The organism is Shewanella sp. DC2-4 (genome assembly GCF_013248875.1).
In the GTDB taxonomy this organism is placed as follows: Bacteria; Pseudomonadota; Gammaproteobacteria; order Enterobacterales; family Shewanellaceae; genus Shewanella; species Shewanella oncorhynchi.
Genome location: NZ_JABRVR010000002.1, coordinates 3,712,038 through 3,735,392, shown reverse-complemented (window position 1 = coordinate 3,735,392; position 23,355 = coordinate 3,712,038). Strand labels below are relative to the sequence as shown.

General features: G+C 46.7%; 14 protein-coding genes. 7 read left to right on the top strand and 7 right to left on the bottom strand.

What is annotated here, in order from left to right:
- The first annotated feature begins 85 nt into the window (after window positions 1-85).
- Complete coding sequence (locus HQQ92_RS17010; RefSeq protein ID WP_173247017.1) at window positions 86-1,207, top strand: sterol desaturase family protein; 1,122 nt, start codon at window positions 86-88, stop codon at window positions 1,205-1,207.
- Window positions 1,208-1,382: 175 nt separating this feature from the next.
- Here the strand turns inward: HQQ92_RS17010 and HQQ92_RS17005 are convergent, their stop codons facing one another.
- Entirely contained in the window at window positions 1,383-2,816 is a 1,434-nt protein-coding gene (locus HQQ92_RS17005) for a LysM peptidoglycan-binding domain-containing protein (RefSeq protein WP_173247014.1), read from the bottom strand.
- A gap of 210 nt (window positions 2,817-3,026) precedes the next feature.
- Between HQQ92_RS17005 and HQQ92_RS17000 the strand changes: the two genes are divergently transcribed.
- The 4 genes from HQQ92_RS17000 to HQQ92_RS16985 all read left to right on the top strand — a co-directional run bounded on the left by HQQ92_RS17000 (window position 3,027) and on the right by HQQ92_RS16985 (window position 10,962).
- A complete protein-coding gene (locus HQQ92_RS17000; RefSeq protein ID WP_173247011.1) occupies window positions 3,027-4,382 on the top strand; it encodes a leucine-rich repeat-containing protein kinase family protein in 1,356 nt (451 codons plus the stop codon).
- Window positions 4,383-4,678: 296 nt separating this feature from the next.
- Window positions 4,679-5,893, top strand: coding sequence for an efflux RND transporter periplasmic adaptor subunit (locus HQQ92_RS16995; RefSeq protein WP_173247008.1), 1,215 nt, complete (start codon window positions 4,679-4,681; stop codon window positions 5,891-5,893).
- Window positions 5,893-8,964: an efflux RND transporter permease subunit gene (locus HQQ92_RS16990; RefSeq protein ID WP_173247005.1), complete on the top strand. Its 3,072-nt coding sequence runs from the start codon at window positions 5,893-5,895 to the stop codon at window positions 8,962-8,964. The genes HQQ92_RS16995 and HQQ92_RS16990 overlap by 1 nt, the downstream gene beginning before the upstream one ends.
- Before the next feature lie 180 nt (window positions 8,965-9,144).
- The gene (locus HQQ92_RS16985; RefSeq protein ID WP_173247002.1) at window positions 9,145-10,962 is read left to right on the top strand and encodes a sel1 repeat family protein; all 1,818 of its coding nucleotides are present in this window, start codon (window positions 9,145-9,147) and stop codon (window positions 10,960-10,962) included.
- A gap of 158 nt (window positions 10,963-11,120) precedes the next feature.
- Here the strand turns inward: HQQ92_RS16985 and HQQ92_RS16980 are convergent, their stop codons facing one another.
- Window positions 11,121-14,237: a M9 family metallopeptidase gene (locus tag HQQ92_RS16980; protein ID WP_173246999.1), complete on the bottom strand. Its 3,117-nt coding sequence runs from the start codon at window positions 14,235-14,237 to the stop codon at window positions 11,121-11,123.
- A gap of 409 nt (window positions 14,238-14,646) precedes the next feature.
- Between HQQ92_RS16980 and HQQ92_RS16975 the strand changes: the two genes are divergently transcribed.
- Window positions 14,647-15,648 (top strand): NAD(P)H-quinone oxidoreductase, encoded by a 1,002-nt coding sequence (locus HQQ92_RS16975; protein ID WP_173246996.1) that lies wholly within the window; start codon window positions 14,647-14,649, stop codon window positions 15,646-15,648.
- Window positions 15,649-16,138: 490 nt separating this feature from the next.
- On the top strand, window positions 16,139-16,543 hold the full coding sequence (locus tag HQQ92_RS16970) for a hypothetical protein (RefSeq protein WP_105251357.1): 405 nt from the start codon (window positions 16,139-16,141) through the stop codon (window positions 16,541-16,543).
- 134 nt (window positions 16,544-16,677) lie between these two features.
- Here the strand turns inward: HQQ92_RS16970 and HQQ92_RS16965 are convergent, their stop codons facing one another.
- From HQQ92_RS16965 to cutA, 5 genes are all read right to left on the bottom strand, one after another.
- Window positions 16,678-17,712 carry an aldose epimerase family protein gene (locus HQQ92_RS16965; protein WP_173246993.1) on the bottom strand — a complete coding sequence of 345 codons (1,035 nt, stop codon included), beginning with the start codon at window positions 17,710-17,712 and terminating at the stop codon, window positions 16,678-16,680.
- 190 nt (window positions 17,713-17,902) lie between these two features.
- A complete protein-coding gene (gene galK, locus HQQ92_RS16960; protein ID WP_173246990.1) occupies window positions 17,903-19,048 on the bottom strand; it encodes a galactokinase in 1,146 nt (381 codons plus the stop codon).
- A 294-nt stretch (window positions 19,049-19,342) separates the two neighbouring features.
- Window positions 19,343-20,998, bottom strand: a complete 1,656-nt coding sequence (locus HQQ92_RS16955; protein ID WP_173246987.1) for a cation:proton antiporter family protein — start codon at window positions 20,996-20,998, stop codon at window positions 19,343-19,345.
- 181 nt (window positions 20,999-21,179) lie between these two features.
- A complete protein-coding gene (locus tag HQQ92_RS16950; protein WP_173246984.1) occupies window positions 21,180-23,015 on the bottom strand; it encodes a protein-disulfide reductase DsbD in 1,836 nt (611 codons plus the stop codon).
- Window positions 23,012-23,335 (bottom strand): divalent-cation tolerance protein CutA, encoded by a 324-nt coding sequence (cutA, locus tag HQQ92_RS16945; RefSeq protein ID WP_113940010.1) that lies wholly within the window; start codon window positions 23,333-23,335, stop codon window positions 23,012-23,014. The genes HQQ92_RS16950 and cutA overlap by 4 nt, the downstream gene beginning before the upstream one ends.
- Between the last annotated feature and the right edge of the window lie 20 nt (window positions 23,336-23,355).

Sequence of the window (23,355 nt, the reverse complement as noted above, 5' to 3'; positions counted from 1 at the left end):
AATGTAGGCTGATCGGCAAAAAATTAAGCCGAGCATTGCTGTGATGTGAATAACGCGAGCAATATAGGAAAAGGAGTTCACTGTGATGAGTAAAGGATTTAAAGACGGCCATTTCCAAATTGGTGAAGGCAGTATTAGCGGCACTATAGCGTGTATGTTAGCGATATTATCGTTTCTGGGTGTATTGGCGTTTCATTTTCCCGAATATCTCACCACTCCAGAATTACGCCAAAGCTATAATGTCGATGTTATTCGCAGCTTAATATTTGTCGCCTTAGTGGTGTCGGGCAGTTTAGGTTTATTGAATTTTATTCGAAATAAAAATAAGCGTTTCGGCTTTGTGGCTTGGGTATTTGTGAGTTTAGCGATTGCCTTTGGTGGTCATCAAGTTGAAGTCGAGCCTTTTGCTAATCATAAGGTCTCACTGGGTTTAGATTGGTTTATTTTAGACTTATTAGGCTCAACCTTAATTTTCATTTTTATCGAGAAATGGCTACCCCATAAACCAGAACAAGCAATATTGAGACCCGAGTGGCAAGGGGATTTAAACCATTTTTTGGTGAATCACTTAGCGATTGGATTTGTATTATTGGTGGCAAACCAATTTGTGCAGTCGACCTTTTCTTGGGCTATTTCCAGCACAGTGCAAAGCTTTATCGCGGGTCTTCCCTTTGTGTTGCAACTGTTGTTGATTTTATTGGTCGCCGATTTAATGCAATATGCGGCGCACCGTGCCTACCATGAAATTCCTTTCCTGTGGCGCTTCCATTCGGTGCACCATAGCGCGAAACATTTAGATTGGTTGGCTGGTTCAAGGCAACATATGTTTGAGTTGATTGCTACCCGTTGTTTAGTGCTCACGCCGATTTTTATCTTAGGATTCTCCAAAGACATCATCAGTATTTATGTGATTATCGTTGGCGTGCAGGCGGTCTTTAATCATGCCAATGTGCAGGTTAACTTTGGCTGGCTACGTTACTTAATTGTCAGTCCGCAATTCCACCATTGGCACCATGCTTCCGATAAGGCGGCAATCGACCGTAACTATGCTGCCCATTTTTCTTTTTTAGATTACCTATTTGGGACTGCAGTTCGAGGTCAGAAAGAGTGGCCAGAGCAATATGGTGTCGTGGGCGATTACATGCCTGTTGGCATGTTTAAGCAGCAATTGTATCCCCTTGGTTTAGCGAAGAAAGACACAAAATAATGGCGTGCAATTAGAATGGTTTGTTTTGGAATGATTGTCCGGGAGTATTGGTTAGGTCAACTGAGTAGTAACGCTGAGCTGTGGCGGTTAACTCTGATATTGGGATAGAAACAAGCCCAACACAGCGCTTTGGAACCGCGCTTTGTTGGGCTTTTTGCCGTTCAAACTACAATCGTTATTCGGAAATTTTCAGTTCTTGGCCTGGCTTAATAATGCTTTTGCCATTGAGCTGGTTCCACTTCATTAAGTCAGCCAGTTTAACCTTATTCTTACGGGCGATTTTATCCAGCGAATCACCTGATTTCACCTTGTAAGTGGTCGCTTTTATTGCAGATTTATCGGCCGATGTTGAGGTAGTTGCTTTAGCTTTGGTCGACGACTTATTGCTCACTTTTTTATCTGTCTTCGCCTTGGTTTTAGTGGGTTCAGGCTCATTATCATTGCCCGCCATTGGCGTTAACAGTGTGAGCTCTTGGCCGATTTTTAGGCGGTCAGATGTCAGATTGTTGGCCTGTTTTAATGCTTTCACTGACATATCAAACTTGGCTGCGATTGTGCCTAGGCTATCACCAGATTTGACGATATAGCTTTGGCTATCATAGCGTTTTTGAGCGTAGAGCTTGTCCTGATTTTCCTGATAATGACCTATGTTTTCCAGCGGTAAGGCGATTTGATATTTGCCTTTGCTGGGGATTACACCTTGGCGAAAGCCTGGGTTATAGGTTTTAAATTCTGCTTTGCTGAGCCCTGCTGCATTAGCAATCTGGCCAATATCTACGCCATTAGGTGCTGGCACTCTTTCCAAGAAAGGGCGGTTAGCAATAGGGGGGACTTTTAAACCGTAGTGGTTGGGATTTCGAATAATCTGAATAAATGCCAGCCACTTAGGGACTGTTTGTACTCGCTTAGCGGGGATACCCAGTGACCAAAAGTCCGTAGGCTTGCCCTTGGCTTTGTTTTTATCAATGGCGGCTTTGATCACTAGCTCACCGGTATTGTAGGCGGCGACGGCGTTAATCCAGTCTTTGTCTAAGGTGTCGTATAGGTGCTGTAGATAGTCGAGCACTGCATCGGTTGAGGCCAGCGCATCTTTACGGCCATCGTAGGCAGAATTCACCGTTAAGCCAAAATTACGTCCAGTAGCAGGGATCATTTGCCACAGTCCTGCGGGGCCGTTAGCTTGTGCTAAAGGGTTATAGCCACTTTCGACTATGGGCAATAACGCCAATTCTAATGGCATGTTACGCGCTTCGAGCTGGCTGACGATGTAATATAAAAATGGCTCGGCGCGATCGCCAACCTGATTCATAAATTTTTGTTTATCATCGAAAAAGTTACGCTGTTTACGTACTTCGGCATCATCATGGACGTCAATGGTATTGGCGTGTTGGATCTTTTCCCATACATCGCTGTACTGCTCAACCACTTCGGGTGGTGTTTGATGCTGTTGTGGCGAGTGGTCGTTATCATTACTGACATCACTTGCTGTGGCATTGAATTCAGTGGTTGATGGGCTTGCTGATGTTGTAGCGCAACCGCTCAGTAGGGCCATTAGCATGGCAAGCATAAGCACTGTAAAAGAGTGCGTTTGGCGAAAATGTGTCCGCATGATTGTCCTGTGATGAGTTGACTGGGCATTCCATATTGGTGCACATGCTAATCTGTTTTCGAGTTTCTGGATAGCTCCCCCAAGTTTTACCTATTGTATCAAAGTTGTCTTAAGGCCGATTGTGCCGCCCTTTGATTGCAGATCCTGCGTTTAGCTTTGTCGATTTATACGCTACCATAGCCGCGATTTTTCATTAACTTGGGTAGCAAAGTGCAGACGTTAGCGCAGTTAAGGGCAGGGCAGTTACAAGGGATCACACGTTTACAATTGGTTGAGGATTTAACCGAGTTCCCGCGGGAGATTTTTGATTTAGCCGATACCCTCGAAATCCTCGATTTATCGAATAATCAACTGAGCACTTTGCCCGAGGATTTACACCGCTTATCGCATTTAAAGATAATTTTCGCCTCGAATAATTGCTTTGAACATTTGCCTGAGGCATTAGGGCGCTGCACAAATTTAGAGATGATTGGCTTTAAGGCCAATCAAATTAAAACAGTGACAGCTGCGGCATTACCGCTGCAAACCCGCTGGCTCATCCTAACCGATAACCTCATTGAGACGTTGCCTGCGGCCATGGGCGATTTACATCGTCTGCAAAAATTAGCTTTAGCGGGTAACCGTTTAACAGCATTGCCCGAGTCGATGGCCAATTGCCGTAACTTAGAGTTAGTGCGTTTATCGGCCAATCAACTCCACGCACTGCCAGCTTGGTTACTCAGTTTGCCTAAACTGACTTGGCTCGCCTTTGCGGGAAATCCATTCAGCCATACCTTAGTCGATCCCCACGCCGATGTGGCCACAGTGGCGAATGTGACTCTGGGTGATATCAAGTTGGCTGAGAAGCTTGGCGAAGGGGCTTCTGGGGTCATTTATCGAGGCGATTGGTTGAATCAAGCCATGATAGCCGCGACGGGGTCGGCGCAGATTGCGGTAAAACTCTTTAAGGGTGAAGTGACGAGCGATGGTTATCCCGCTGACGAGTTAGATTGCTGTCTCACAACGGGTGATCATCCCAGCCTTATTAAGGTCGTGGCGCATATTAGCCAAAAAGATCAATTGGGTTTAGTGATGGAACTTATTCCACCAGGGTTTAGTAACTTAGGGTTACCACCAAGTCTTGTCACCTGCACTCGCGATACCTTTAAAGACGGTAGCGAATTTCGCCTTGATGAAGTCGCCAAAATCACACACCAGTTGGCCGATGCGATGGCGCACATGCATGCTAAACAAGTAAGCCATGGTGATGTCTACGCCCATAATATTATGGTTAATCAACAGATGAGCTTATTGTTTGGGGATTTTGGTGCGGCATCAAACTTACGCAATCTATCGACAGCAGAACGCTTAGCGATAGAAGCTATTGAAGTGCGGGCGCTCGGTTGCTTGATTGAAGATCTGTTGGCCTATGTGGATGCATCGGCCTATGTGAGTGCCTCGATTGGCCCTCTGTACTACACACAGTTGAGTGCGATTAAAGATGAGTGCATGCAGTTAGATGTGGCTCAGCGCCCCTGTTTTGCAGACGTGAAAAAGGCCATCGGAGCCCTGTTAAAAGGTAAATAGTGGCTTGCTAATAGGCTGGCTCTACACTTGTTTCAAGTTTGCTGTATTTTATGGTTGTTTGTGTGATTTAAGTGCTCACTATTAAGTTTATCGTTAAGTTATTGTTTTGTTTGGTTGTGTAACCGAGTTTTTACTGGCACTGACTGGGATTAAGCCTATAGGCTGTATACCCAAATAACCTCAAATTGCTGAAACAGGCACTTTGGGGGGACTTGGTATTAGTTTTGGGTTCAATCCGGTTTGCTGTTGTCGGATAGGATGTCCGTTGAATAGTAAGAACGATAGGTTTGCATACTATGTTTACACGAACGCTGTTTACACAAAGAGTAACTGAACGAGCACGCAGTGCATGCGATATTTCATTAAAAAGCCATCCTCATCATCTCCCAAAGGCGCCCTTATTCGCGCCTTTGCCGTTTCTACTGGCGAGTGTTTTCGCTTTAGCCCCTATGGCCGTGATGTCGGCGGACAAGGTCGACATTATCCCTGTGACGGTCGAGGCCGTTAAAGAAACGTCCTTTGCCGATGTAGTGAATGAAGTCGGTAAAATCAACGCTATTGATTCAGCCACGCTGAACTTTAATGCTAGCGAAAAAATTAGCGCGATTCATTTTAGTAACGGCGACAAAGTGACTAAAGGTCAAGTGATTGCCGAGCAGGACAACATTAAAGCCAAGGCTGATTTAGACAAAGCCAAGAGCACCTTAGCACTGGCTAAAACTAAGCTGGAGCGTATCGAAGACTTACTGATTAAAGAACCCTTTGCGCTTGCTAAGCAAGATGTGGATGAGCTACGGGAAAATGTGAATCTGGCCGATGCGGATTTTCGCCAGAAACAAGCCACCATGAACGATTACCTGATCAAGGCTCCCTTCGATGGTCAGTTGACCAGCTTTAGTCAGTCTATTGGCAGCCAAATTGGTGCTGGTACGGCCTTAGTCACCCTCTATAGTTTAAATCCGGTCGAAGTGCGTTATGCCATCAGTCAGAAGGATTTAGGCAAGGCGCAAAAGGGCCAAAAGGTGAATGTGACTGTTGAGGCCTATGGTAATAAGGTATTCAAAGGGTTAGTTAACTATGTTGCCCCAGCGGTAGACGAAAGCTCAGGACGGGTTGAAGTGCATGCCGCCCTTGAAAACCCTGAGTTTAAGCTTGCTCCTGGCATGTTCGCCAACATCAAGCAGTTCTATAGTCTGGGGATTAAACGTCTATTAGTGCCGCAAAATTCGATTATTGCCAATAACGATGAACGTTTTGTCTGGCTAGTGCAGGGCGATAGCGTAGTAAAACAAGTAGTTAAACTCGCTCAAAATACGAATGACGGTTATGCCGTCGTGACTGAAGGTTTAGCCGAAGGCGATTTAGTCGTTAAAACGGGTATGCAAAACCTTAAGTCCGATAGCAAGATCAAAGTCGTGCAGGATAGAAACACTGCAGATAAAGCGGCAACATCAAGTGCTGACAAAGGTGCTGATTCCGGCGTTACTCCAAGTATTGAGGTGGCTGAATAATGCGTTTACCCGAAGTCTGTATTCGTCATCCTATATTCGCCTCCGTACTCAGTATTATGGCTGTGTTACTGGGCTTGATTGCCTTTCAAAAACTCGATATCCAATACTTCCCTGAGCATACCACCCACTCGGCATCTGTAAATGCGTCGATTGCAGGGGCGAGCGCCGATTTTATGTCGAGCAACGTGGCCGATAAGTTGATTGCTGCGGCTTCGGGCATAGATAAAGTCGATACCATGTCGACCGACTGTAGCGAGGGGCGTTGCTCATTAACGATTAAATTCAATGATGACACCAGCGATATTGAATACACCAACTTAATGAACAAGTTGCGTAGCAGCGTCGAAGGGATTAACGATTTCCCCCAGAGCATGATAGATAAGCCCACAGTTACCGACGATACCTCGGCCACAGATTCGGCCAGTAATATCATCACCTTTGTGAACGCGGGTGGCATGGAAAAGCAGGCTATGTACGACTACATTAGCCAGCAGTTAGTACCGCAACTCAAACAAGTTCAAGGCGTTGGTGCCGTTTGGGGGCCCTATGGTGGCTCACAAAAGGCGGTCAGAGTCTGGCTCAATCCTGAGCAAATGAAAGCGCTGAATATTAAAGCTGCCGATGTGGTGGGCACGTTAGGCTCTTACAATGCCAGTTTTACCTCGGGTGCGATCAAAGGTAAGTCGCGGGATTTCTCGATTAACCCTTTGAATCAAGTTGAAACGCTTGAAGACGTGAAGGATCTGGTGATTAAGGTCAGCGAGGGTAAGATCATCCGTGTGTCCGATGTTGCCGATGTGGTGATGGGCGAGGAAAGTCTGTCGCCGAGTATGTTGTCTATCGGTGGACATAGTGCAATGTCATTGCAGATTTTACCGCTGAGCAACGCTAACCCAGTGACAGTGGCTTCGAACATTAAAGCCGAAATTGCACGCATGCAAAAACATTTACCCCATGGCTTAGAAATGAACTTAGCCTACAACCAAGCTGATTTTATTGAAGCCTCCATCGACGAAGGGTTTTCTGCGTTGATTGAAGCAGTGATCTTAGTTTCGCTGATTGTGGTGTTATTTTTGGGTAGCCTGCGGGCGGCATCGATCCCCATTATTACCATTCCCGTGTGCGTGATTGGGGTGTTTGCTGTGATGTCGGCGCTCGGGTTTAGTATCAATGTGTTGACTATTCTGGCGATTATTTTGGCCATTGGCCTGGTGGTGGATGATGCCATTGTGGTGGTCGAGAACTGTTATCGCCATATTGAAAACGGTGAAACGCCTTTCAATGCGGCGATTAAAGGCTGTCAGGAGATCATTTTCCCTATCATTGCGATGACGTTAACGCTCGCCGCCGTGTATCTGCCGATCGGATTAATGTCGGGCTTAACCGCCGATCTGTTTCGGCAATTCTCCTTTACCTTAGCAGCGGCCGTAATGATCTCTGGCGTGGTGGCGTTGACTTTGTCGCCTATGATGAGCGCCTATCTTATCAATACCACTGAGCAACACCCTAAATGGTTTAGCCGAGTCGAGAATGCGCTGCAGCAGTTAAATCATTTGTATATCAATGAGCTGAATAAGTGGTTTTTCCGCAAGCGTTTGATGTTTGGTGTGGCTGTGGTTTTGGTGGGTCTTGCGGGTATTGCTTACTGGCAATTACCCAAAATACTCTTGCCTGCGGAGGACTCTGGCTTTATTGATGTGGCGTCTAATGGTCCTACCGGTGTCGGTCGGCAGTATCATCTCAATCACAATGCTGAGCTTAATAGCGTGATGGATGAGCATCCCGCGGTTGGGGCTAACTTGTCCTATATCGAGGGAGAGCCTGTGAACCATGTGCTACTCAAACCTTGGGGTGAGCGCAGTGAGGGTATAGATGATGTGATCAGCGACTTGATTACAACATCAAAGGAAAACGTTTCTGCCTATAACATGTCGTTTAGCATTCGCTCAGCGAATAATCTCAATATTGCCAATAACTTGCGTTTAGAGCTGACGACCTTAGATCGGAATAAGGACGAACTCAGCGAAACCGCCGCCAAAGTGCAAAAGTTACTCGAGGATTATCCTGGCCTGAATAACGTGGGCAACTCAGTGCTTAGGGACCAACTACGCTACGATCTGTCTATCGATCGCAACGCCATTATCCTTTCAGGTGTGAGTTATGGTGATGTCACTAATGCACTTTCTACCTTTCTTGGCTCAGTGAAGGCGGCGGACTTACATGCTACCGATGGTTTTACTTATCCTATTCAAGTGCAAGTAAACTTAGATAAACTGAGTGATTTTAAAGTGTTGAATAAGCTGTATGTCACTTCAGAATCTGGGCAAGCACTGCCATTGTCGCAATTTGTGTCGATTAAACAGACTACGGCAGAATCTAACATTAAGACGTTTATGGGTCTTGATAGTGCTGAATTGACGGCAGATATTATGCCCGGCTATTCAACTGATGAAATCAAAACCTACTTAGATGAACAATTACCGACATTGCTTAATGATGCCCAAGGCTTTAAATACAATGGCGTGGTGAAGGATCTTATGGATTCGCAGGCGGGCACTCAGTCGCTATTCTTGCTGGCATTGGTGTTTATCTATTTGATTTTGGCTGCGCAGTTCGAAAGTTTTGTCGATCCCTTAATTATCTTACTGACAGTGCCCTTGTGTATTGTCGGTGCGTTATTGACCTTAGCCTTGTTTGGCCAGAGTGTGAATATCTATTCGCAGATTGGTTTATTAACCTTAGTGGGGCTAGTGACTAAACACGGTATCTTGCTGGTGGAGTTTGCCAATAAGCAACAAGACCAAGGTTTGAGTGCGATTGAGGCGGCGCGAAGCAGTGCCAAATCTCGTTTAAGACCGATTCTAATGACGTCTTTAACCATGATTTTAAGTGCGATTCCTTTAGCCTTGGCATCGGGACCGGGCTCGTTAGGATTAGCTAACATAGGTTTAGTCTTAGTCGGAGGTCTGTTAGCGGGCACTTTCTTCTCGTTATTTGTAGTGCCTGTGGCCTATGTCGCTATGGCGGAATTGAAGGCCAAGGATGTGCTTGCTAGACTGCGAAGTGCTTAAGTTGAGTTTTATGTGCTGGGTTTATCGCCCCTAGGCTGACAGGCATGGGTTCAACTTGCCTGTAAATACGTTATGATTTAAGCCAACGGCTAAACGCGTTGGCTTAATGATCTTTGTTGTATTTAAGCGAGTGTTTAAGTGCGAGTGGATTTGCCTCATCAGCAACGGAGAGCTGGCATTATGAGTTTGTTACATTGCTTTCATAGGGCTTTTTTATATTTGGCTTGCTCGGCTGGATTGATGTTTGCCTCTCCCGTCATGGCCTCTTTTTGGGATTCTTTATTTCGTAGTGAGTTGCCCGTCGATCAAGTGACTGCACCTGTAGACAGTTCGCGTTTCGAGTTCGTTGGTGTATTACCTGCTAATACGCAATTAGAACTTGTCGGTTATTACGTCTCATCTGTTTGTACTCGAAAGGAAATCCGTTTTCCCAGTGGTGATATTGCTAATCCCTACCGCGCGACATTCGAAGAAACCTCAGTGCTGCGGCAAGTGATTAGCAGTGGTAGCAAAGCGAGTGAGTTTTCGCTGCCCTTAGCTTTGAATGGTGGCGGCGATTGTCTGTGGCGGCTTGAGGATTTAATGCTCGATGTGACAATACTGCCGAACCATCCGTTGTGGCAAAGGGCTAAAGCACTTAAACAACAATATCTTGCTAAGTTGCAGCGCACTTCTGTTGTGGATGCGGCACAAGTTGCTAGCCAAACTACGTTGCCGACTCAAGTGTCACCCCACGATGATTTTTATTTAAGTCATGAACTTAATATCGATCCTATTTATGCGGGTAGCGAGGCGGATAATTCGTTGCTTGCGACTACGCCTTTATCTTTAGCGCCAGTTTACTATCCAGTATTTATTCATTCTCCTAAGGAAGACAAACCCTTCGAGGCTAGGCTGAAAAGTAGTTTGCAGCAAATTTCTAGCCTATGGGCTAGTCCTTATACTCAAGCGGTTCGTCGCGGTGATGAGACTGTGATGCGGGTGAATTTTAATCCACAGATTGCCGAACAGTATGAGGTCAATGTTTGGTATCAGCCTGATACGGTTGAGGTGAATTATCCCGATGGTACTCAATATACTTATGCTAACGGTGATGTGAAATTGTATGCCTATGGTAAACCTGAATCACAAATCAATACCTTAGCTCAGAGTTCAAAGGCTGCTGATAAACGATTGTTAGCACGTATCTATGAGCTTGGGCACGCCTTACCCAAGGATAAAATTAAGGCACAGAAATATTACCGTGAAGCCGCTGAAGCTGGCGATATTGAGGCGCTGCATTGGCTGCGAGATCAAGCGGGTTACGCGGGGCGTGCCGATGAAAAGATCTATTGGCTGGAGCGCGCCGCAAGCTTTGGCGATAATGCGGCAAAGCTTGAGTTAATCCGTTTACCTTTATCGGTTATTGAGCGTGGCTTGGTTAATACAGGTGCGGATAAGGTTCGTGAAACGCAAGCATGGCAGCAGTTAAATCAGCTAGTTGACCAAGGGTTGCCTGAGGCAAGAAGTCTGATGGCGTTTTATCAAGTGTTATCTTGTTCGCCCTATTTTAATGCTACAACGGCATTGGAAAATTATCGCCAAAGCGTTAAAGCTCAACCTGATTTAGCGCGAGATGCCGCCGAAACCTATTACTACTTTAAAGAGGACTTTGAGCAGAGCGAGGAGTTTTGGATAATTGCCGCCGAGCGAGATCTTTACGCCGCCGCTGAACTTGCCAATATCCTGTTATTGGAACCCTATCGAGATACGGTTAACGCGAGATACTGGTTAGAAAAAGTGACAACCTTGGGTGCCAAACAAGGCTTGCAAGCGGATATTCTAGGCAATGCTTACTTCCAGTTCGCAACCCTGTTAGATAAAGGCGAGGGTGGACCGGCCGATGCAAAAGCAGCGTTAACGCTTTATCAGCAGAGCATTGAAATGGCAGAGCGGTTTTCAAACGACTATGCAGCAAGGGCCAAGGAGAGAGTGCAATTGCTCGAAGGGATGCGCTAATAACGTATTGCCGCTAAAGACTCTATGACGTCAGTGTCGCTTATTCAGCTTATCTTCAATAAAAATCCCTGCAGAAGCAGGGATTTTGCTATTTATTCAAATGCTTGATTTATGCGTAATGGCTAAAACTGCTTACTTAAGCGATGCAAGTCATCAAACTAGCGTAAATCAACCTGCAGTGCGACTCCCGCACTCTGGGGCTCACTCTGCACTGTGATGTAATACCAACCCACGTTTGGTGCATTGACTGTGATACTTTCCCGCGTGTTGGCGGGTGTCACAGAGGCTGCATCGAAGTGTTGAGCATTCGCCCAAGTCGTCCCCGAAAACAGGCTAACATCACCACTGCCGTGGGCGGAGTTGATGCTTAGCTGATTAGTTCCCTCTGGTACCCAAAGGTAATAATCGTTGCGCCCATCGGCGGTGCAAATGGCTTTGCCAGCACTGAGCTCACCATAACTTAAGGGTGATTGCGTCGCGCAGGCGTTGGCAATGAGCACCGGATCGGGTGTGTTACTCGTGCCTGTGCTTAAGGTCAGTGTTACGCCGCTAAACTCAGTGGCAGTATCAATCGTGATATAACGCCAGCCACGATTGGCGCTGAAGCTAAGCGATTCTTGATTTCCTGCTTGAGAGCTCTTTGCATCGGCATTATCTGCGTCGGCCCACTGACTGGCATTGAAGTAAATATTGGCATCCCCAGAGCCGCCCTTAGTGGTGATAGTGAACTGGGTATCATCTTCCTCAACCCAGAAGTAGAAGCTGTTACGCCCGCCACTGATGCACTCATTTTTGCCTAGGGTGAGCTTACCGTAATCTAAGGTCGCTGCGCCGCAATTGGCTGGTGGCTCAGGATCCACGCCGCCATCCCCCAGATCGGGGTCGATATCAGCAAATAGCTCAGTGGTGCTGACTTGCATATCGACGCCGCCAAAGTCCCCCGATAAGGTAATGTAGTGCCAATACTCGTTAGGGTTTAACTGCACCTTAATCACTTGATAATTACCATTACCGATACCAGCGCCTTGGTTTTGCTCAGGGCTTGCCCAGCCTCTAGAATCGAAATAAATGTCGGCATCCCCCCAACCACCGCCAATCTTGATCCAAAGCTCTTGGGCTGTGCGATCGGTATTGGTGAAGCTGAAACTGGCGCGGCCGAGTTTTGAATCGATACATTCCATCGGCACATCAATTTTCAGGCTGGCCGATTCTGTGTAACGGTAGGCTTCGTTAGTCACTTGGCAAGGCGAGTAATCCTTACTGATAGTGCCTGCTGGTCCTGTCCAGTTGCCTTCGCGGCCACTAGGCTCAGCGTCGACATCACTCGGGCCCTTATCGACTATGCCATCGTCAGCCGTGCTTAAACCACTGGCGAGCCAACCCTGCCATTCGTTATCGTAACGTGTGCCGATATTATCCATAAAGGCTTGATATTCTGCATATTGATCGTTGCGTAGGTAGGCCAGAATCTGTCTCACATCGTCCCTGTGGTGTTCAAACATGAAACGCACCGCCAGATAGCCCCAGCGATAGATGCGGTCTTGGCCAGATTCATAGTTGTTTTTGAAGATGGTCGATAACATAAACTCACCGGTTTCGCCCATGGCAATTGCCGCAGGGTTTGCGTCACGGTAAGAGATGTATTCCGCGAGGCCTTCAATCCACCAAATGGTATTGGCCGAAGTGCCACGACTAAAGTCACCAAACAGGTTATAGCGTCCATCGAGGTAGTGTACGTATTCGTGTTGCAGGTTCCAGACGTGGAAATCCGGCGTGCGCCATTCGGCTTCATAGGCGATGAAACGTGCCTGATTTTTGAGTCCGGCGGGTGAGCCTTCTAAATACATGCCGCCATTGTCGGTACTGATACCAAATATACTGTTGGCTAAGGATTTATACTCAGACGAACTGCCGAAGATCACTAGCTCTAAGTCATCGTTGTTATCCTGCCCCACGGGTTGCATGCCCGTTTCGAGTTTACTGTGGAAATAACTTTCTTGGCTGGTTAGCACATCACAGGCCCACTTGGCTTGATCTTGATAGAGATCTTGGGCGCGGATCTTGAGACTGTCGGAGCATTTCCAATTAAAAGGTAAAGCATCGGCTTCTAACTGCGCCTTAAAACCACAGATATTGTAATCGTTACAATGGCTGCGATCGTAATAGTCTGCCATTTCTGCCGCCGCGTACCAAAGCACTTTGCTCGGTTCGGTTTTGCTGGTGCTGCTGAGGATGTTTTTGACCAGCTGGGTCACTCGCGGGCGCATGGCATCAATGTAATACAGCCTAGATAACTCTTTAACTGAGTTGACCAAAAGGTACTCTGCATTGGTGCCTAACAAGTTGCGATGTTCGAGTTGGAAGTTATTCAGCGCATCTAAAATCCCTTGATCACGCGCGAACAGCGCCTGCATGTCATCATTCCATTGGGCGCGGAATAAGGTGGTAAACACTGAGTTTGCTGCGGCGTTCATGGCGAAACTGGCTTGCCAGTAAGCGTCGTAGTCCGTAAGCACTTTGATAGTGACATGATTAAACTCGGCGCCGAGCTCGGCTGAGTCAATCAGGATTAAGGCTTCTTTCAACACGCCAGCATTGTCATCGGAGACAGTCCAAATCGCAGCGTTCGCAAATAACGCATTAAGGGCAGATTTTAAGCTGACCTTAGCAGCATTGCTGTAAGCGGGCACATCATTTGGGCTGTAAAACTGCACATAAAGGGCCGCGCGGACAAAGTAAATATGGGACTCCAGATGCTGAACATCGACCCCAGTGTAGTCCTTGGCTTTAGCGGCAATGGCATTAGCCACACTGATCACATTGGCCTCGCTAAATAGCGCGGTCGCAGCACTGCCTTTGAGGCTATAGAGCTTACCGACGCATTCGGGTGTCGATTGGCTCAGTTCATTGACTAGTGCCTGACCTGATTTCCCAACAAAGTCACTGCAGTCGCTGACTTGCATCGCGGCGCTACGATTCTGCAACTTAAGTGGGGGTTGCTCCGAGACCTCTATCTGACGTTTTTGGCGCGAATGAATCTTAGGCTGCTCTGTCATCGTCGGATCATTGGGGGATGCCATCAATGGCGTCTCCCGTAGCAGTGGTCTATGTGATTCAATTAAGCTAATTGGTGCAGAGGGCGGTGGCGGGACGGGTTGAGCTGGTGAACTGTTTGGTGTGTTGTTGCCTAATGGGGGGCTTGCATGAGTGTTATGGGCAAGAACGGGAGTTGCAATCGCTAAGCTAATTGCTGCGAAGAGTAGTGTGTTTTTCATTGTGTATCCGTAGTTATCTAGTCTGCAAAGCAGATCTTCCTTGGGCGTTATTTGATGCATTTAACACAGACTTGCATCAAACCTCATTGGATTATTTGCGTGATAACAATAGCGCGACAAACATCGCAGCCAGCAAATAATGCCTCAGAATAATGGCTGTAAGTTTTTAATATATCTAGTATTTGTCATAATATTTTTTTGACACATCTTTTCTGTTCAGCTTAGGTTCAGCTTTCAGTTCAAATGGTTAACGTCAGCCGCTTGATTTAGTGCGATGGAATATAGAATGGAATAACTGTGGCTATTTGGCTTGAAATTGCGCTAGCTTAGCCGCATTAAGGTTTAGCAAACGAACCGTTTAAGCATAGCAATCTGCTATTAGGTTGGTGCCATTCTCACAGGAGCTTTTATGTCAGCTTTACCAAGCGAGTACACCCATATTCATGTTGAGCAACCTGGGGCGCCCGAGGTGATGCGGCTATCGCGCTCGCCTTTGCCTGTCCCTGCGGCGGGGCAAGTGTTGATCCGCGTACATGCAGCAGGAGTGAATGGCCCAGATGTTAAACAAAGGGTGGGCGCGTATCCACCGCCACCGGGTGCATCACCGATTATTGGTCTTGAGGTTGCTGGGGATATTTGTGCCCTCGGTGACGGCGTGAGCCAATGGCAAGTTGGCGATAAGGTATGCGCCTTAGTGCCGGGCGGTGGTTATGGCGAGTATGCGCTTACCTATGCGGCCCATTGTTTGCCTATTCCAACGGGCTTTAGCTATGTGCAGGCAGCTGCGCTGCCAGAAACCTTCTTCACCGTATGGGGTAACCTGTTTATGCGTGCGGGACTGAAAGCGGGCGAGACGGTACTGATCCACGGTGGCTCAGGTGGCATTGGTAGTACGGCTATTCAGTTGGCCAGTGCGCTGGGTTCAAAAGTGATAGCGACTACGGGACAGGATGAGAAACGCGATTATTGCTTGAGTCTTGGCGCCGCTGAAGTCATCAACTATCGTACTCAAAACTTTGTTGAACCTGTGATGGCACTCACTCAAGATAAGGGCGTAAACGTGGTATTTGATATTGCGGGTGGCGATTTTATCAATCTCGACTTACAAGCCTTAGCGATGGACGGGCGTATGGTGTCGGTAGCCATGCAACGGGGGCCTAAAGCCGAGGTTGAGATTTTCCGCCTGATGGCAAAACGTATCATGTGGACAGGGTCGACCCTAAGACCGCAGAGCGTGGAGGCCAAAGCCGCCATTGCCGTTGAATTATTGGAGAAAGTTTGGCCGTTGTTAAACGCCCATAAAATTGTCCCCAACATTTTTGCAACCTTTCCATTCGCACAGGCCGCTAAAGCCCATGCTTTGATGGAGTCGGGTGAGCACAGGGGCAAAGTAATACTGACTGTCATTTGAGCTAGGCATACTTGGTTTTGCAGCGACATATTTGCTTTAAGTCGCTGCCATTCGAGTCAATCTAGAAGACATTCTGACATCATAGTGGCTTAGTCATTGTTCGGTAAATATGAGTTTGTAGCGCTGTAATTAAATCCTCATGGATAACCTTGATGGTTAACTTTACAGCAACCTCGAATTGTTAACGTTGATGACTCATCAAACACCATAGATATGATTGCTTTTTCTTGGGAATAAAACTTGCCGCGTCGATTTTTTAGACTAAAGTCGTTAATGATTAAACTTTTTGGGTACTTTGGCAGAAATTAATACGTAATTAGTGAAAATTTCATGGTATGAGGCATTGATTATCGGAAATATTCTGTAAAAATACCCAGTTGAAAACGTCAGAGACTTTCAGGCGCTATTCGTGGATCAAAGCAAGCGATGCTTCGCTTATTCAGGCTAAAAAACTCATGGTGTATGTGTTGATTTAAGGGTATTAGCATATATGTATAACACAGCAAAGAAACAGGTTTGGTATGGTGAGCTGAGAACATCGAAAGGCAACGCGATTGTCGTCCATGACAACCAGCTGCCCGATGCCTCCCCAGGACGTATCTACCTATACAATACCGATCGCGATGCGATCATTGAGTATGTGGAAGATATAGTCAAAGTGAACCTATACGACTTAGATGAGGCTGCGTTAAAAGCTGCTGAGGCTAAGTTTGGTGGTGCATGGAAGGCGGCAAGATCTCAATTTATGAGTAAACATCAAGCTCGCATTGACTTGAACAACGTGAAGGAAACTGCGCCTGTACGTAAGGCGAAGCCTGAAGTTGAACCAGAAGTCGAATCTGATGCCGTTGGCGTGGATTTTGACGATGATTGGGGCGATGATTTTGATGATTAACACAGTGTCGGCCTAAGGGCTAACACTGTGAGTGTAAGGAATAAAGTAGTGTTTATTTTATTCCTTATCGCTTTATTTATTCCCTTCTGCTAAACCGCGCTTTTCCTCGTTTTCTCAATTTTTATTGCGAATTGCTACGCATCGGTATCGAACTGATAACGACTGATGTGGTGATAAACCTTGCCTGGCATTAACCAAACGTCATCACCAAAGCGCTCGCCTTGGTTCGGTGAGTCTGGCAGCATCTGCGGCTCTAAACACACAGCATGATGTTGATTTAATACCTGTTGATTGCGACCTACTGTGCCATTTAAAAAATTAGCACAGTACAGCTGCACACTCGGTTGATTAGTATAAACCGTCATAGCACGACCGCTAATGGGGCTGCTTAAACAGCCAAAACGGGCGAGTGAGCCATCGGGATTATTCATCATATAACAGTGATCATAACCGCGAGTGCTTGCGAGTTCAGCGGCATGCAGCTTGTCACCTAAGCGTATTGGTTGACTTAAATCGAAAATCGACCCAGTTGTATCGGCAATCCCAGTGGGAACACTGACATCATTCATGGTGAGATAGCGCTTGGCATCGATTTGCATCAGATGCTCGTGATTGGTCTCTGAGCCATCGAGGTTGAAATAACTGTGCTGGGTGAGGCTTACGGGACAGGCTTTATCGACCGAGGCTAAGATTTCTACGTACAAATTATTGCCTGCGAGACGGTAATCCAGCTGAACTGTGCAATTACCGGGGAAGCCCATGTCGCCATCTGGGCTCATTAAGGTCAAACGCACACCATCGGGGAGTTGACCTAGTTGCCAGTTTTTACGATTAAACCCTTCACGGCCGCCGTGTAAACAGTTAGTCGCTTGGTTGACATCTAACTGATAATCATGACCTTGATAGTGCATTTTGCCGTTAGCGATGCGATTTGCAAAGCGGCCTGCAATGGCACCTAAATGAGCCGATTGGGTCAAGTAATCTTCGGCGCTATCACAACCTAAAACGATATTGGCACGTTCGCCGTGTTTATCAGGGGTCCACAGAGCGCGGATAATACCGCCTAAGCTGATGACTTCTAATGCGAGTATGCCATTGTCGATCCGAACCCGTTCGATTTCACCGCCGCGGGGATCGGTCCAAGGATCCAAAACACTGAAACGTACCATTTAGCTTCCCTCTGTGTTGAATATGCTCACTGCTTATTGTGTTAAATGAGTATGTTAACCCTATTATTTGCCATCAACAGCATAAAGTTCAGTGATGAATTCGTATGTTATCGACGGTGTAGTCATTCTATTAGGTTTTTTTTGATTTAAGTGCGGCTAAGTGCTTGTTCTAGCAAATTGCCTGTTCTGGCTAGTTATCTATGCGCCCTGCGCCAGCGCTGGCGGAACATAAATACACTGTGGCATCGATGGCGGTTTTTTCGAAGAATTCATGTTCAACGGCGGCAACAACAGCGTCAGTCAGTTCATGGTCGACCAAGGCGACCACGCAGCCGTCGGTCATGCGGATGCCACCACGTTCGCCGATCACTTGGCTTACAATTTCAACTAAAGTATCAAATTCGGGCAGTGTGACTTCAAAATCATCACGCAGTGAAGCATGGGATTCAGCCATTAAACGACTGAATTTTTGGATGTTATTTTGCTCTAAGGCGCGAGCAGCATTTTGAGTTCTTTGGTTCTCTGTGACGACGTGTTTCGCCCGGCGGTATAGCACTTCATCTAAATCGGCCTTTGCACTTTCTAGTTGGCGTAAATCGAGGTGACGCAGTGCATCTAAGCCAAAGTACTCTGCCGCTTGTGCACACTCAGTGCGACGTTGCTCATTGGTCGCGGCTAAGCGTTGTTTCTCGATATGGGCATCTATGATGATAAGGCTTAGGTTTTCTGGAATGGGAATGGCTTCGCTATCGAGATCTAAGCAGTCAATCAGGAGTGCATGGTCTTGCTCACCCATGGCGCTGCACATTTGATCCATGATGCCACAGGCCGACTCAACATACCTGTGCTCGCCGCGCTGTGCGAGTTGCGCCACTGCCATTGGGGATAAATGCAGTTGGCTGGTATCACTAATGGCTGTACCGAAGGCGACAACGAGTGCGCCCGAAGATGAAAGACCTGCGGCAAGTGGCACATTGCCCACAATGGCTAAGTCTAAGCCCTTGGCTAATAAGCCAGTTTGCGCCATAGCCGCAGTAAAACCTTTGAGGTAATTCACCCAGCCATCTTGCGGGTCCATGTCGTTTTCTTGGCCGAAAACCCACTCTTTAATTTGTCCGGGAAACGCATCGGCGACGGCTCGAAATTTAGTATCGTCACGGCGTTTTACCGCAATGACTGTATGAAAATTAATGGCTGCCGGGAGTACAAAACCGTCGTTGTAATCCGTGTATTCACCGATCAGATTGACGCGCCCTGGGGCTTGATATAAATCATCGGCTTTAGTGCCAAAGGTTTGGACAAATAACTTAGTGGCGCGCTGCGCAGGGTTTGACATGCTGTAAAAAATTCCAAAAAGCTGAGCTAATTTCGTTACCGTCATCGATTTATATCACGACTGAGTCAGTGATGTAACTGAGATTTTTTGCTGAAATGGCGATAGGCTGCAATGAGTAAATCGATACTGGGATGAGGAGGCAAAATAGCGTATTGAGTGTTTTATCTAGTTAATTGATTTGTAAAGATTAGTCAGCATTTAGTTGGATGCCGCACAAACTGGCAGAGGATGTTACTGCTCGTTTGTGCGACCTGTTATGGCGTGATTTTAATTTAATGCAGCATTAGCAGGCACTTAACTACGTGGCTCCACATTAAGTTTAGGATCAGGCACTTGTACTGTATCTTCCGCTGGAACTGTGTTTTTCTCCGAGTTTTGCAATAGCTCGTAAATAACATGATCCACAAAACCGGCACCTGCGGCTTCGTACAGGTTGTACACACTGTGTACACCCGATTCGCGAAGCGCCGCAGCATCGTCACTGTACTGCACAATTGCACTGATTTTGCCTTGATAATTCAGTTTTTTGAGTTGCTCAACTGCAAACATATTTCCCGCGTGGTGCGGCATGGCTAGCAGTACCAGTTCAAGATTAGGTGCTCTGTCGAGTTTCTCCCAAAAGTCGGTATCTGAGGCGTCACCTTGCACTACATTGCGACCCTTTGTTTTATGTAAGTCGACTAAGTCTTGCTTGTGTTCAATACCGAGAATTTCCCCATCAAATTGTTCCCTGAGTTCATCATAGGCACCGCTACCAATACGGCCCATGCCTAAGATTAAAAAGCGTGGATTGCCAATGGCGATGGGTCTGTCTTCTGGGTGTAACGGGCGTTTTTCGAGCTTGATTAAACGCTGCTGGAATCGCTGGTAGATATTACCGACGGTGGCGTTAAGTGGCGCGGCGAGTAAAAAACTAAAGCTCAATGCCACGGCGATGATCACTAGCCACTCAGGAGGTAACCAACCTTTATAGGTGGCTACTGCGGCGACGATTAAACCGAATTCACTGAAGTTACCTAGGTTAAACGAGCCCAACATAGAGGTACGTGAACGCAGTTTAAAGCGAGTCAGAATGTAGACAAACAACAGGATTTTAAGTGGCACTAACAACACCAATAGCGCTGCGAGTACGATATCCGATACCGTAGGTAAGCCGTTGAGCCCTATGGTTAAGAAGAAGGCAACGAGGAAGAGTTCTTTAAAATAGAACAGGGATTTTGCCAGCTCGGAGGATTTTTTGTGGCCCGCCAACAAGATGCCGATAATCAGTGCGCCGAGATCGGGTTTTAAGCCAACAGATTCAAATAACCAAGCGCCAACCACGAGTGCCATAACTAGGCCGAAGAGCACTAAGAGTTCACCGTGGCCGACACGGTCGAACGCTTTATAGATGAGCGGTTTAGCCAGTGGCAGTAAGAGTAATGCAAAGGCCCATACCGAAGGTACATCGCCTTTAGAAATGGTTAAAAACAGTACGGCGAAGATATCCTGCATAATCAAGATACCAATAGCGACCCGGCCGTAGAGGGATTGCACGTCGCCTTTATCTTCTAACACTTTGACCGCAAATACGGTGCTGGAGAAGCTTAACGCGAAGGCAATTAACGTCAGTTGTTCTAGGTTCAGACTCGTGAGTTGGCTTAAGCCCAGTAAGCCGAAGAGTTTCAGAATCGGCACAAAAATCACTATCGAGAGTACTAAGTGCACACTCGAACCCGCCCATACTTCGGCCTTGAACAGGCTACGAATATCGAGTTTTAACCCTATGGCGAATAACAGTAAAGTGACGCCTAGGCTGGCGAGTTCTTGCAGTAATGGCAGGCTTTCTTTATCTATTCCTAAGATGAACAGTACAAAGCCTGCCACTAAGTAGCCGATGAGCGGAGGGAGTCCTATACGGCTGACGAGCATGCCGCAGATGAGTGTAATAATGAGGATGCCTGGTTCCATGATGCTCCAATCTAAAAAGTCTAAAATTGTAAGTGATTGTATAAGAAATCTATGACACTTGGATAAAAAAGCGGACTTTTAATGAAAAAAGTCCGCTTTTTATTGGTGTTGCGGTAAATACACTTGGCTGTTAAAACACGCGCGAACTAAATCACTCCGCTGGTCTAAGCCTAAATCGTCACTATTTCACGAGATGATCTAAATGGGTTGCAAAATCTTTGGGGCCCATAAAACCAGTCACACGTAAATCTTCCCTTTGCTCACCTTGTTCGTTAAACATCAACAGCGTAGGCAAACCGAGCACATTGTATTTTTCGAGTAAGGCCACATCGACCTTGTCACTCTTAGTCACATCCGCTTGTAGCAGTACGATTTTATTCATGCGGGCTAACACTTCGGTATCTTTAAAGGTGATGGCTTCGAACTCTTTACAGGCAACACACCAATCGGCGTACAGATCGAGCATCACAGGCTTACCTTGGGCGGTAGCGGCTGCAATTTCTTGCTCAAGATCTTCAATCGATTTAATGCGTTTAAAGCCATGGACTTCTTCGGTCGTCGCCGCAGTGCCTACGGAATTGTTATTAAAACCAAAGTGTCCCATCACAGCTTGGAATCCGTAGGAGAAGCTCGCCAGTAGCGCCAGCGTTAATAGCACTGAACGTACTGTTTGTTTCCAGTTAAATTCACTGAGTTTGTTCTGATGCATCAAGTAGCCGGTGAAGCTTACGCCCCACAGTGACCAAAGCACATCGGATACTACGCCTGTCCAAATACGGCCAAGCATCACGATAGATACAGCGATCAGCAGGAATCCGAAGATAGTCTTGATGATATCCATCCAAGCGCCGGCTCTCGGTAATAATTTACCGCCTGAGGTGCCGATAATCAGTAGAGGTAATCCCATACCCATGCTGAGTACATACAGGGCTAAGAAACCTTGGAGTAGGTCGCCGGTTTGCGCCACATAAACGAGTGCACCCGACAGCGGCGCGGTAGTACAAGGTGATGCGACAAGGCCAGAAATCACGCCCATTAAGAACACGCCAACTAAGTTGCCGCCTTTTTGATTATTCGAGACTGAGTTCATCTTCTCCTGCCAGCTCGATGGCAGTTTCAAATCGTATAGGCCAAACATAGATAAGCTGAGCACAAAGAACAAAATCGCGAGTACGACTAATACGGCAGGATGTTGTAATGCCGCTTGGTATTTTAGTCCCGCCGATGCGACCACTAACCCTAAGATAGAGTAAGTGATTGCCATGCCTTGGACATAAGCCATGGACAAGGTAAAGGCTTTTGCGGTTGAGAGTTTTTGCCCTTGGCCGACAATAATACCCGACAAAATCGGATACATAGGGAATACGCAGGGCGTTAATGCCAGACCGACACCTAGACCAAAGAAAATCACTAAAGTCCAAATTAAACTGTCGTTCGACAGCATTTGGCTCAGGGTATCTTGCTGAGTAATGGGTTGCGTATTGGCTTTATCGGCAGTGCTTGGCTCAGTGCTGGTCTGCTCAGTCGTTGTGGTTGATTCGGCGCCTGCAATTAAGCCATCGTTGGCTGCTATCGCCTTTAAAACGACTTCATGCTTGGTCGGTGGATAACACAATTTACCTTCGGCACAACCCATAAAGGTCACTGTGAGCGTAGCATTTTCATCGGCCTGTTTTAAACCAACGGGAATATCGACATAGGTATAATAGACTTCTTGCTTACCAAAATACTCATCTTCATGGGGCTTTCCCTTTGGTAGAGCGACCGTGCCTAACTCGGCGCCATTGACGCTAAATTTAAGCTTGTCGCGGTACATATAGTAACCGTCGGCAATCACCCAATTGAGTTTGACCTGATTACCTTCTTGCTTGGAATCGAAGGCAAATGCTTGATCGACAGGCATCAATTCAGGCTCACCCTTCATGAAGTCGAATTTGTTACCGAAAACCCCTTCACTATGAGCTAAGGGTGCAATAAGCAATAAAGAAGTGAAAATAAGGCTGAGTAGTTTTTTCATGGCTGAGTGTTGTCTTTTATCCAATCTAAGTAGGCTGGTAGCCCGTGGGTCACAGGCACGGCAATAATTTCGGGTACTTGATAAGGGTGAAGCCTAAGCACAAGTTGTTCTAACTCTGTATATCGACTTTGTAAACATTTAATCTGTAAGCTAAATTCTTGCTCTTCACAGATTTTTCCTTCCCAAGCATAAATTGAACGTATCGGGGCGGAAATCTGAACACAAGCGGCAATACGCGACTCAATTAAAGCTCGGGCCAAGGTATTGGCTTGTACTTCATCGGGGCAGGTAGTGCTAACCACTAAATACTGATGCTGCATGGTGTTAGGTATCGTCTCTT